This window comes from Flavobacterium chungnamense (genome assembly GCF_039539165.1).
Classification (GTDB): domain Bacteria; phylum Bacteroidota; class Bacteroidia; order Flavobacteriales; family Flavobacteriaceae; genus Flavobacterium; species Flavobacterium chungnamense.
This window is the reverse complement of record NZ_BAABCS010000018.1, coordinates 71,244-84,924: the sequence shown is the minus strand read 5'-3', so window position 1 is coordinate 84,924 and position 13,681 is coordinate 71,244. Positions and strand designations below refer to the sequence as shown.

At 28.6% G+C, this 13,681-nt stretch carries 6 protein-coding genes and 1 pseudogene; all 7 read right to left on the bottom strand.

The genetic code is table 11. The features are described from left to right. Positions 1-26: 26 nt before the first annotated feature. The 7 genes and pseudogenes from ABD771_RS10010 to ABD771_RS09975 all read right to left on the bottom strand — a co-directional run bounded on the left by ABD771_RS10010 (position 27) and on the right by ABD771_RS09975 (position 13,679). Positions 27-1,403, bottom strand: coding sequence for a WG repeat-containing protein (locus ABD771_RS10010; protein ID WP_345094083.1), 1,377 nt, complete (start codon positions 1,401-1,403; stop codon positions 27-29). 14 nt (positions 1,404-1,417) lie between these two features. Next, complete coding sequence (locus ABD771_RS10005) at positions 1,418-1,966, bottom strand: protein-tyrosine phosphatase family protein (RefSeq protein ID WP_345094081.1); 549 nt, start codon at positions 1,964-1,966, stop codon at positions 1,418-1,420. Between the two features lie 387 nt (positions 1,967-2,353). Further along, positions 2,354-5,215, bottom strand: a complete 2,862-nt coding sequence (locus ABD771_RS10000; RefSeq protein WP_345094079.1) for an FISUMP domain-containing protein — start codon at positions 5,213-5,215, stop codon at positions 2,354-2,356. A 13-nt stretch (positions 5,216-5,228) separates the two neighbouring features. Continuing rightward, entirely contained in the window at positions 5,229-5,522 is a 294-nt protein-coding gene (locus tag ABD771_RS09995; RefSeq protein ID WP_345094077.1) for a hypothetical protein, read from the bottom strand. Between the two features lie 41 nt (positions 5,523-5,563). Then, on the bottom strand, positions 5,564-10,021 hold the full coding sequence (locus ABD771_RS14325) for a ribosomal protein L7/L12 (RefSeq protein ID WP_425556473.1): 4,458 nt from the start codon (positions 10,019-10,021) through the stop codon (positions 5,564-5,566). A 164-nt stretch (positions 10,022-10,185) separates the two neighbouring features. Next, positions 10,186-11,751, bottom strand: a pseudogene (gene dnaK, locus ABD771_RS09980) (molecular chaperone DnaK); the annotation flags it as partial. Between the two features lie 1,199 nt (positions 11,752-12,950). Next, positions 12,951-13,679, bottom strand: a complete 729-nt coding sequence (locus tag ABD771_RS09975) for a hypothetical protein (RefSeq protein WP_345094075.1) — start codon at positions 13,677-13,679, stop codon at positions 12,951-12,953. Between the last annotated feature and the right edge of the window lie 2 nt (positions 13,680-13,681).

Here is a 13,681-nt window from a genome sequence, read left to right as displayed (position 1 = left end):
TTATTAAAATCTATCTACTTTTTATCTTAAAATGGTAATTCTTCTTGTAACTCATTAAATTTGTTTAAAAAGACAATCTTTAATCTTTTGGAAAAATAGTTATATGAATCTGGATTTAAATTAAAAGCAATCTCACAAATTTCATCATCATCTGAATAATAAGTACTAAAATGTCTAAAACACTTTGGATTTTCTTTTATGGATTTTATAACAAATTCTCTATTCAAAAATAAATCATCTGGGACAGAAAAGGTTAAATCACTATGATTAATTATTTTTTTTAACCAAGAATTGAATCGTTCTTCTTTATCCAATTCATCTAATCTAGCTTTTCTATTTTTCATTTCTAAATCAGCCTCGATTGTAATTTCTTTATTTACTAGGTTACCCAATTTGTCTATGGTAATCCATTTTCCATATTTCTCTGTATCAATCGAAAGATTGAAGCTTTTATTACCAAAACCAAATGCGAAAAAATGATATTGTTCAATAGATTCCTCTCGATTTTTCTGTAATTTTCTAATTACAGACAATGGTTTTTTAACTTGTTTTGGAAATTGAGGGAAATTAACATCAAATACATCTTCAGTATAATTAAAGTGACTATGTTGCTTGGAACTATTTACTTCTATCCAATTTCCATTTTCAGATTGAAATTCAGGCTTCAACTCAAATACTTTGGCAAAACCATTTTCAAATGAATTGGCATCACCAAATTGAAAATCAATTACGATTTCACTTTTATGGTTAATATATCCCCATTTTCCATTTAAACATACTGCTGCAAGGCCTTCATTGAATTCTTTTCCTGCATCAAAACAAAATGGAGTTTGTGTTTCAAAATTCTCATTTACATAACCGTTGCTAAAAAACAATTTGTTTTCAGAAAAACGTATTGGAAATTCAAAAAAACTATCATCAACTTCTTCAGCAATAAAAACAAGTTCTTCTGATTTTGAATCGTATTTATAAAGATTATTATTCAGATCATAATCTTGAATGATAATCAAATTATAGTTTAGTAAATGCACGAAATAAGCATCCTGATAAAGAACTTTTCCATACTTATTTATAATATCTAAAAATTGATTATCATACTTAGATAAAGGGAATAATTCGGGAGATTCTCCCAAATCGTAGAATAAATTTGTATACACAAAAGGTAAACAAAATTCATCTTTCTTATTCACTAAATTGTAAATTTTTAGGTTTTTCCAAAATAATTCTTCTTCAATGATAGTTATATCTTCTATTGATAATCCATCAATTTTTTTATTTAAATCACTTAATTTTTCTTCTAAACGAATTGCAATTTCTACATTACTTTTCAAAATAGTATTGAAAAATAATTTATATTGGTCAATGTCAGGAATTATGTTAATTAACTTTAGCTCTTCTTTCATATATGAATTTTAATCTACTTATTCCTTGACCACTTTAAAATGAATTGACGCTGTTCATAAGTTTCAGGAGAACTTCTTTGGGCAATATTAGTAGTTCTCTTGAGATAATTTATAGTATCAATCACGTTTTCAGGTTCTGCAAATCCATGTCTAATAAGATAACAACCTATTACCGTTCCTGTTCTTCCTACTCCACCCCAACAATGTACATATACTCTTTTTCCGAGAGCGATTTGTTCGTCGATTTTATTAAGAATTTCGACCATGAAGCTTTCTGTAGGTACATTCAAATCTTTTATGGCATACCTAAATACTTCTATTTTTTTATACTTTTTATCAGCTTCTTTGAATAATGTAATTGAATAATCTTCCAAAATTTCATTACTAAAGTTCTTTTCAACAACTTCCATTAAATTGATGATAACATCAATATTGCAATCCAATATATTTTTGATTTTTTCAATTTTTCTACTTTCCGTTTTTGAACTTGGAATCTCACCTGCAAGTAATTTATTAGGCAAAACCCAATAGGATCTTTCATAAGGGATGATGAAATTTTTCATACTATTTTATATTTCTTTATTAAAAATTTTAGCAAGTTTAAATTTTACTAAGTTGCGTTCTCCTGGCGTTTCATAATATCTACTATTGATGCCTTTCAAGCTTTCAACAGCGTAATAAAGCAGTTTTGATCTTAAACTGACATTTTAATTATGGTTTCACGAGTGGTATTAAAATACTTTTGTTAATTAGGTATATTTAAATTAAGCACTTCAAGAATTTCTTCTTTTGTAACTGTTTTGTATTCTAAGAGAAAATAACTATTCAACTATAGCGCAATAACAGTCCAGTAGGAATACAAGCAACAAATTATCAAAATGTTTAGTTCAAATTCAGATTTCAAGTTTTTATACTAAATTGTTTTAATCTTTGTTGTTAATTCAATAAAATTAGATTTTAATCAATCTTATGCTTAATCCACAACCTTTTTCAAATTTTACAAACGGGTAACTCACGGGCATATCTGCATTATCAGATATACCTATTGAATCACCCCAAATCATAATTGTGTTAGAATGTAAATCACTACCATTTAGCCAAAATTGAGCTTCTTTACCAAAAGCTTTAAATTCGCCATTTGAATTCCTATATCCTGCAGGATAAGCATCAAAAACGGCATGATTTGTACCATGCATATTTTCGTTTGGATTTAACCAACTACTTTTGGATTTTAATTTTGAAGCAACTTTTTTATTAAACAGAGATTGTTGCGAATTTATTAGTGCATTCCAATCTTTTGTTTTGGCTATTCTCCAACCATCAGGTGCTAAACCTCTAGGATCAATTATGGCAAAATAATTATATAAAACCATATGATCTCTATTTGTTTCATAAATTTTATCCCCATAGCACCAATGTTTCTTATCAACATAGCACCAAGCAGGGAGTTGATTCTTTGCAGCTTCATGCCATTCATCATCTGTTTCAGCATAGTTTATTAAATCTCCATTTTTGAAATATTTTGTAAATAAGTTAGTTGACCAAATTTGTTTTCCAATAGTATGATAACGTACGTTTAATTCATGTATTTGATTATCTATCATATTTGGTAAATGCTTAATTAAGTTTTCTGCAGTTCTCAGTAAAACTTGATTTTGAGAACTGAATTCTTTAGTAATCTCTAAATTTAATAAAGCCTCTTTGTACATTTTCAAATATTGGTAGCTACTCCCTAAATAGAAATGTATAACAGGGTTATTTGGAAATGAAGTTATATATTTATTAGCTGTTTTTATAGTATCCCAAAATTTGAGACTGGAATATTTTTCTTTTATTTCACTTAGAACAAAATTTATATCATTATTTTGTTTTTGTGTAGTTTCCGAAAATTCTAAAATTTTCGATTGTACTTTTTTTTCTGGGTTGGAAAATACATTTAATTTAGAAATCTGTTTCTGATTATTTTGTTTTGGGTATTTTATTTTTGATTCTGATTTAATTTTTTTACTGACCATATACTGAAAAAGACCATTTGCATCTTTTAAAAATAAAATTAAATGTATTTTAAATTTTTTTCTATTGTTTGCATCTTTTTGTAGTTTGGCCAAATCAAATGGTTCAATATTGTGATTGAAAGAGCCGCTAAATACTGAATTAAAAATTTCATTGAAATAATCAACTAAATTCATATTAAATTGATCTTTTGATGAAAAATCAATTATATGGCTAAAATCTGTTAATATTATTGGGTTTTGCTTAAATATTTGAATTTTTTGATTAAATACAAAATCATCAGTATCCTTTATATTCCTTATTTTATTTCTTATTTGTTCAATTCTTCTTAAATTATTTTGAACATTGTCAATATTAAAATTACGCTTACTATCAATAATGGATTTAAATAAATTCTTTAAACTATTTCCTAAATCATTAGATATATCCACTAAATTAGCATCTGAAGTATTATTAGTACTAAAACAGTTTGTATTAAGGTTATTAACCGCCCATTCTACTTCAATACTTTTATAATTTTTTGATTTTACATCCAATTCAGCGTCGGGTATTATTTCACTTGATTGAGTGTTTTTTTTATCAACAATATCTGCTTGTAGAAATTCTATTGAATCTATTTTTTTATTTGTGCTTAATGGGATTGCATTTTCAGATTGTATAAATTTTTCATTAACTGTTCTATATCCAAATACAAACTCTAAGTAAAATTTTTCATATTCGTTAAAATCTTTAAATAAATTATCCCACTCTAAAGTATTATAATTTAACATTTTTTTTATAAGTTGAAAAACTACATACAAAGGCTGTTTAATATTTTCTTCTAATTTTGAATAAACAGATTTTGCTTCTATCAGGTATTCCATTTCGTTATTAGATATAAAAAGAAACAAATAAGAAATGACCTCGCTTAATAAAATATCATTCTTATTTTCTAAAAAACGTGATTTGTTTTGATTAATTATTTTGAAGCCTTGATCATGTCTATCTAATTTAAAATAGGAGATAAATACCCAAAAATGCTCCCAATACAAATCTACATTTCTTTCATTCTTATTTTCATAGTCATTTACATAACCTGTCGGAGTTTGGATTGCTTTTGCTAAAAAAAATAATGATGCGGTTTCGTCATGTAGAATATTTTCTTGATGAATTGATGAAAGAATATTAATTGCACTAACCAAATCTCTATTTTCAAAAAGTAAAACTACCGCTTTCTTGAACTTAATCTTATAATAGCCAATTAATTCATTCGATTTTAAACCATTTGTATTAAGATTTATATTTCTTTCTCTGGCGTCAACCTCTAACTTTTGTTTAGTTAATTCATCAATCAACAAACTATTAGCGAAGGAATCTAATTGAATTCTTTCTGAGGGATCAATAATACCATCTTGTAAAATAACATCTAATTGTTTGCTAAATTTAGAGTAGGCTTGTTTATCACAATTAAAACATCTACTTGCCATTGTATTGAAATACTCCTGAGAAACATCTGATTTGCAATTAGGACAATTTACTACTAAGTCCCGTCCCCTAAGCAAATGTTTTCCGCTAAACGTACAAATAATAATTTTTTTGGTATCATCTTCAATTTTATTAAAAGTAGCATTTCCAGCAACTTTTATTTCTTCATTTTTACCAATAATATTTCCAGAAATTATATTTTTATCCCCAATAGTGGCATTATATTTACCATCGTTATTATAGTTGGATTTAATTTCTGGTTGTTTTGTCCCGCAATCTTCACAGAATTTTTTATTATCTTCTATTAGAAGGTTACATTGAATGCAGTTTTTCATAATTAGATGAATACTATAGATAACGCTTTAAATTCCCCATTCTATCCCTAACTTCTGTTCTACCATCAGTTTTTCTAATAATTAAATCGGTACCTGAAAATCTAGCTTCAATTGCATTTTCGGTTATGGTTCTAATTTGGTTCCCATTGATATCTCTTGTTTCTACTTTTCCATTTATAGATGTAACTAGAAATATATTTTGAGCATCATCATAAGTAGCAAAACTCACATTGTCTGCAATTCTTCTTCCTGTATTGCCATAAGTATCACAAATATATAATGTTTGATTTGAAATTTTGTAATTCATTTTTTTTTGATTTTTTTGATTAAAATTAAAATAAGTACAACTTATAAATCTCTAAGTAAACGAATGGAAATTGCTTCATTGTATCCAGATTCTGTATAAAATAATTCTTCACTATGATTTTTTAATTCTATTGCATATAATGTTTGAAAGTCAATACTTTTACTTTCTTTGTCACTACACCAAAATTTTGTTTTAACACCAAAGTCGCTAGACACACTTCCTGATGGAAAAGCAGAAAAATTACTCTCATTAGTGCCATTTCCATTAGATTTACCAAATAAAGATGAGCCATATTTATTCCAACCTGAATCACTTTTTATTTTTTTACCGGCTATTTTTGCACCCCCTAAATAATTAGCTAACTCCATCCAATCACTTTTTTTTGGAATTTTCCATCCTTTTGGAGCTAATCCCCTTGTATCTACTATAGCATGATAATTATATTGTTTTCCATGGATTTTTTCCGTGGACGAATCAAAATTCACACTCTTCCAAAGGGGACGTTTTTTTGTCCAAAATTCCATCCCATAAGTAGCCTCTTCTATAGGATCACCATTTAAAAATTTATCAACATTTAAGTTTTCTTTCATCCAAACCTGTTTTCCTATAGTAATACTTGGAAAAGAAACAATTTCTTTAGCTGGTACATTATTTGCATTATCGTTAACATTTTCAGAAAGTTTCTTTACTTCTTTTTCTTCTGACATTTTTTTTGCAGACTTCTCAATTTCATCGTGTGTTTTCTCCTTGACGCAGCGAACTGAAAAACCTTTATTTACACAAGATGGACTAACAACATCTACGCTGGCACTATCATTAGCAGAAATAATAAAAGACATTTGTTGTCTAGGGTTTTTTATTGTTTTACTCCAAAAGTACCCACAATCTTTAATATTATAAAATTTACCTAAAAAAGCACCACCTGGCTTAGCACTGAAACCATCTCTATTGATGCCGTTTCCATCTTTATCAGGGCCTAATCCCCAACCTGAAGCATTGTTCCACCCTTTTTTGCTTTTCAGTCTTAGACTAGCAATTTTTTCACCACCAGAATATTCCATCAGTTCTTTCCAATCTTCTTCATTAGGTATTTGCCATCCTTTTGGTGCTAGCTCACGAGTATCATGAACAGCAAACATATTGTATAACTTCCCGTATTTTTCACCATTTTTTGGATCAAAACTATAGTAACACCATGAAGGCCTTTCCTCTGCAAATGATTTTTCCCATTCTTCAATAGTTTTTGATTCAGCAATAATATCTCCATTTCTAAATTTATCAATATTTAGATTTTTTTTCAACCATTCTTGACTCCCTATACATACACTTTCTAAATCAAGAATTTCATTATCTTCTTTGAAGCTTATCTGCTCCTCTTCATTTTTCAATTTCTCTTCGGTTTGTGCTTCATTCTTCACTTCACCTTTTTCTTGCTCTAAAAGTTCTTTAGTTTGATTAACTTTATCCTCAATCTTTTTTTCTATACTATTAACTTCCATTTTAAGTGGAGGTTCATTCATACTTTTTTTGGTTGTATTTTTTGTGCTGTTAGATATTGTAACAATTCCGCCAGCCTCCTCGATAGCAATTTTAATAGCATCGGCTTCAGCCTTATTAAGTCCTTCTTTGATGCATGAAGGCGCTTTTTCAACAAGTTCTTTAGCTTCTTTTAGATCTAATCCTGTTGAATCTTTTACTACTTTTACAACAGCTAATTTACTAATACCCTCATCTTCAAGTATTACATCATATAAATCGGAATAATCTTCATCCTCATTATCAAAAAGTTTACTATCGTTTTTTTTGATTAAAAGTACTGGTAACCCCCAAAAACCATTGTAATTATTTGTATCAACATAATTGGAGTTCCATTCTATAACGTGTATTCCTAAACAATCTTTTTGATCATAAATTTCATTCAAAAAACTAACATCCATTAATGTACCACACATTAATTCCTCAACAAATTCATTTGAATACTTACCTGTTTGTGGATTAGTTCCTACTTGTCGAATTCCTTTTGGGAGCGAAAAATTTAATAAAAAATTTAAATCGATATCTTCAACACCCTCATCATCACCTGGTATTTTAAATCCTTTTGGTGCTAAACCTTCTACACTTGAAATGGCATAGAAATTATATAATGCATGATTATTAGGATTATTAAGATAGTAGCACATTGCTGGTTTACCATCTCTGCAAGCCGCAAGCCATTCATTGGCATCCTCAATAATTGGGATTTCTTTACCCGATCTAAAAGTAGCTGTTTTAAGAAATGATGTTGACCATAATAAAGAATCTATTTCAAATGTTTTATTAATTTCATTAAAATTTGTTTTTATAACATTTTTATTACTTTTTGGTGTCTCAATTACAGTTTTTTTAATTGTAATTTTTTCTTCAATCTGCTTTTCTGAATTGTTGTTTACTGCCAAATTAAATAGTGAAATATTGAACCATTTTTTCTTTTCACTATTGTTTTGTTGGGGATATTCTTGGAGAGTAATTATATTTTTTCTAACGTTTATTTCGCTAATTGTATATAAACTTCCCTTTTCTAACTCGCTAATGGTTGAACGATCATCATTTTTATTATTTATACATGAAACAGATGATCCAATAATTAAGTTATTAATATCTATGCTAGATTTTGTTTCTACAATTATTCTTATATCTTCATAATTTATATAATCAGGTAGTAGGAAGTTTAATTCCTTTAATTTATCAATAATATTTTTATTTAATGGTATATATACTCGCACAGCAAGCTTCTCACCATTGTCCATGAAATAATTTTCTTTATTTTTAGATACAGAAAAAGAGTCACAATGATTATCGAAAATATAGAAATTTGCATATTTATAATTAATTCCAAAGTTTTTAACCAAAGGTATTTTTGGATGGATTGATGACAAATAAGATACTTCTATATCTTCCTGTTTATTCCCTGATTTTACAGCAATAAAATTTGATAAACAATTCCAATCATCCAATGCTGGCATATACCAACCTTTAGGTACAATCATATGGTTTTCTGAAGGTAAATTATTATATACACAACTAGCAGTAGGATTTGAGTTGTCAATAGTAAAATCACCTTTTAAATAGGCAAGATTACGACCTATCCAGATAGTAGAATCTGTAAAAAAAATAGGATATTCATTATTATCTCTTGCGTCGATAAAAAATAATTTGTCTCGTTTTATAATCAAACCTAAATCCTTGTCAACCCACGTTTCATCATCAGAATTAAAATCATTTTTTTTCAATTCATTTTTTTCAATTTGAATTTGGGAGCTAATTGGTGTTTCGTCTAATTGAAGCTTCTCAGTTTTTTTATGATGTTCAATTTGCAATTCCACCTCAATTTTATTCTCTTTTATTTCAATATTTTTGGGCACTTTATGCAATCCAAAAATGTGTCCTAAAATAAACATTTCTTCTTTATCAGTATTTTGAAGTAAATCAAAATAATCTCCTCCCGAATGAATTATTAATAAATCGACTACCTTTACTAATGGGAGCAAAGGTCCTTTTACATTCTTACTAAATCCAGCATATATCGATTTGGCTTCCTCTAAATAGCTGTTTTCTCCCTGAGAAAAATAACAAATAAGATAAAAGGTTACTTCACTTATTAAAACATCATTATTTTTATCAGCAAAAAGATTTTTGTTGTTTTCAATAATTTCATAAGCTTCACTTACTTCTCCTTTCTTTGAGTGCGGTAAAAAAGCCCAATAATGCTGCCAAAATCTATCTATATTTCTAGAATGATAATTTGCTATAGCAGTTTCAGGCAATAAAATTGCCTCTAATAAATAATATAAATTGGCAACTTCATCATTGGAGGAGTTTTTTAAAAACACATTGTTTAACAATTTAAAGCCTTGTTCTATATTATCTTCCTCAAAAACATACTTTAAAGCCCGATTAAATTCAATTTTATGGAATCCACTCAAAAATTCACCACTTGTGATTTGTTTGCTATTTTGCTTTTCCTCTACCTCTATTTCATTTTTTCTATCTTCATCAATATGTAATGACATAGCCAAGCTATCTAGAGTAAGTCTTTCATTTGAATCTAATATTCCATCCGATAAAACTATTTGCACTTGTTTTCTATAGGAAGTTAAAGCTAAATTGTCACAATTTAAACACCTGTTCGATTTCGGACTATAATATTCTTGGGCAACGTCTTTATTACAACTTGGGCAAGCAATGCTATCTATCATCAGCAATCGTCTACCTGAAATAGAACAAATGACAGTTTTTTTTGTGTCATCTTCTATTTTATTGAAAGTAGCATTTCCGGAAACTTTTATTTCTTCATTTTTACCAATTACATTTCCAGAAATTATATTTTTATCCCCAATAGTTGCGCTAAATTCTCCTGTTATAGGAGTATTTGATTTAGGTTCTGGTTGTTTTGTTCCGCAACCCTCACAGAATTTTTTATTATCTTCTATTAAAAGATTACAATTAATACAGTTTTTCATTAATTATTAATTTTATACAATTTGTTTAAATATGTTGGACCACCTTTAGTTCTAATTAAGTGTAGTTTTTTATTCTCTTTCAATATTTTGAAAAATGTACTTTTAGTAAATAATTTCCACTTAACAGAAATATATTAAAATTAATCACTGTAGTATTTTTTCACATTTGCAATAGCCTCTTTTTTCATTCTTTTAAATTCTTCTGCCGCCAAACCTGAAGAAGCTTCTATACGAATATCATGCGATTTTCCTGTTCCTTTATCCGTTGCTGAAACCTTAATGATACCATTTGTATCTATATCAAAAGTAACTTCAATTTGAGGAACACCTTTAGGTGCTGGCGGAATGCCATTTAAATGGAATCGACCAATTGTTTTATTATCAGCAGCCATAGCTCCTTCACCTTGAAGTACATGGAATTCAACACTTGATTGATTGTCTTCAGCTGTTGAAAATACTTGCGCTTTTACTGTTGGGATTGTAGTATTAGACTCAATTAATTTTGTCATTATATTACCCATAGTTTCAATACCTAAAGAAAATGGAGTAACATCTAGTAATAATAAATCTTTCACATCACCAGATAAAACTCCTCCTTGGATAGCAGCACCAATAGCAACTGCTTCGTCTGGATTAACCCTTTTAGATGGTTTTTTACCAAAGAATTTTACAACTTGCTCTTGTATAACAGGTATTCTAGTTGAAGCTCCAACTAAAATTACTTCGTCAATATCTGAAGTTAATAATGCCGCATCAAATAAAGCATTGCGAACTTTCTCCATTGAGCGATTTACTAAACTTTCTGCTAATTGCTCAAATTTTGCTCTAGTTAAAGTTTTAAATAAGTGCTTAGGTCCAGTAACAGTTGCTTTAAGGTAAGGTAAGTTGATTTCAGTTTGAGTAGAAGAGGATAACTCAATTTTAGCTTTTTCAGCAGCTTCTTTTAAACGTTGTAAGGCCATTGGATCTTTACGTAAATCAATACCTTCTTCGGTATTAAAATCATTTGCCATCCAGTCAATAATTACTTGGTCAAAATCATCACCTCCTAAGTGAGTATCTCCATTGGTAGATAATACCTCAAATACACCATCATATAATTCCAAAACTGATATGTCAAAAGTTCCTCCACCTAAATCATATACTACAATTTTTTGATCTTTTCCTGTTTTATCTAAACCATAAGCCAAAGCAGCTGCTGTTGGTTCGCTAATTATACGCATTACTTTTAAACCAGCAATTTCACCAGCTTCTTTAGTAGCTTGACGTTGCGCATCATTAAAATAAGCAGGTACGGTAATTACAGCTTCAGTGACTGTTTGTCCTAAATAATCTTCTGCTGTTTTTTTCATTTTTTGAAGTATCATAGCAGAAAGTTCTTGTGGAGAGTATAATCTACCATCAATATCCATAAGAGGTGTTTCATTATGTCCTTTTACAACTTTATAAGTAACAGTGGATGCTTCTTTAATATTTTCTGTGTATTTATTACCCATAAAACGTTTGATAGATGCTATGGTTTTGGTTGGGTTGGTTAATGCCTGTCTTTTGGCAGCATCTCCTACTTTAATTTGACCACGTTCTACAAAAGCAATTACAGATGGTGTAGTTCTGTTTCCTTCTCCATTAACAATTACTACTAGTTCACCTCCTTCCATAACAGCTACGCATGAATTGGTTGTGCCTAAATCGATTCCTATAATTTTTGAGCTTTGATCATTTTTATAAATAGAAGATTTAGTAGTACCTAAATCAATTTCTGTATTTGTGTTAGGGTCGAATTTGGCTACAAAGTCTTCATCCTGATCTTTAGATTCAGTAGTAGGTTTAACTCCAAACACATTATTTAAAATAAATTTAATACTATTTTCATCTCCATAATATTCATTTTCATCTGAATCATCATTAACAATATAGTCTATTGCCTTTACTAAAGGTACTAATGGGTCTTTTATATTTTTACTAAAATGGGTATATATTGATTTAGCTTCCTCTAAATAGCTATTTTCTCCTTGTGAAAAATAACAGATCAGATAAAAGGCAACTTCACTTATTAAAACATCATTATTTTTATCGGCAAACAGATTTTTGTTATTTTCAATAATTTCATAAGCTTCACTTATTTCTTCCTTATTTAAATGCGGTAAAAAAGCCCAATAATGTTGCCAAAATCTATCTATATTCCTAGAATGATAATTTGCTATAGCAGTTTCCGGTAAAACAATAGCCTCTAATAAATAATATAAATTAGCAACTTCATCATTGGAGGAGTTTTTTAAAAATACATTTTTTAATAGTTTAAAACCTTGTTCTAAATTATCTTCCTCAAAAACATACTTTAGAGCCCTATTAAATTCAATTTTATGAAATCCACTTAAAAATTCACTGCTTGTGATTTGTTTACTATTTTGCTTTTCTTCTAACTCTATTTCATTTTTTTTATCTTCATCAATATGCAAAGTAATGGATAAGCTATCTAAGCTAAGTCTTTCCGTTTCATCTAATATTCCATCGGATAAAACTATTTGTACCTTTTTTCTATAGGAAGCTAATGCTAAATTGTCGCAATTTAAACATCTATTTGGTTTTTGAAGGTAATACTCTTGAGCAACATCATTAGTACAACTTGGACAAATTATACTATCTATTAACAGCAAACGTCTACCCGAAATAGAACAAACAACTGTTTTTTTTGTGTCGTCTTCTATTTTATTAAAAGTAGCATTTCCAGAAACTTTTATTTCTTCATTTTTACCAATTACATTCCCAGACACAATACTTTTATCCCCAATAGTTGCGTTAAATTCTCCAGTTTTAGGAGAATTTAATTTAGGCTCTGGTAGTGAAGTTCCACATTTTTTGCAAAATTTTGATGCGTCATCCTCTTCAGATTGATTGCACTTTAAGCAGTTTTTCATTAATTAACTCTTTATAATCCGTTTAAAGCAGAATGAGCATTACTCCAATATAATTCCAATTTTTTCATTACTTCTTGAAAGGGGTCTTCTATCCGCATATCTTTGGGTAAAGAGTAATAATGTTCATTACCGCATTGAATTTTATTTATAGTATCCTGTAAAAAATTTTCACTAAAATAAAAAGGCGTTTGTTTCTTTTTGTTATTTAGGCTTTCTTCTATAATATAAATTTCATCATTTCTTAATAAAAAAAGTTCTTTTACAGATAATCTGCCTTGAAAAAAAAGCAATAGTGTTGTTTCGTTAACTTTAGCATATATAGATTTTCCTGGCTCAATAAAAGCTTTTAAATAAAGTCTTTCTTTGGTTAAATCATTTTCGGGGTCTTTGCTCTCTACTAACTCCAATATAGAACCTTCTGAATTAATTAATTGAGGAAAACCTTCTTCTGGCTTTGCAAACTTAATGGGATGAAAACTTTGATTTTCATTTTCTGAAATTTCATCTTTAATTTCAATTACAGAATCTACCAATATCCATTTATCCCTTTGGATTTCTCCAATTACTTCTACACTTTTTTTATTAAAAGAATAGAAATATTCATCATTTATATCTAATGTATCTTTTCTATAGAGTTGATAATTTTTAAAATCGTCTGTGACTAAATAGGCTTTATAACCATCAGATTTACTTCCGCCGAACATACCTTTTATTATTATGACTCCTTTGTACTTTTCCATTT

Bases quoted from the DNA above. Each gene is read 5' to 3' on its own strand.
- ABD771_RS10010 (WP_345094083.1), bottom strand. From the start codon at position 1,403: ATGAAAGAAGAGCTAAAGTTAATTAACATAATTCCTGACATTGACCAA.
- ABD771_RS10005 (WP_345094081.1), bottom strand. From the start codon at position 1,966: ATGAAAAATTTCATCATCCCTTATGAAAGATCCTATTGGGTTTTGCCT.
- ABD771_RS10000 (WP_345094079.1), bottom strand. From the start codon at position 5,215: ATGAAAAACTGCATTCAATGTAACCTTCTAATAGAAGATAATAAAAAA.
- ABD771_RS09995 (WP_345094077.1), bottom strand. From the start codon at position 5,522: ATGAATTACAAAATTTCAAATCAAACATTATATATTTGTGATACTTAT.
- ABD771_RS14325 (WP_425556473.1), bottom strand. From the start codon at position 10,021: ATGAAAAACTGTATTAATTGTAATCTTTTAATAGAAGATAATAAAAAA.
- ABD771_RS09975 (WP_345094075.1), bottom strand. From the start codon at position 13,679: ATGGAAAAGTACAAAGGAGTCATAATAATAAAAGGTATGTTCGGCGGA.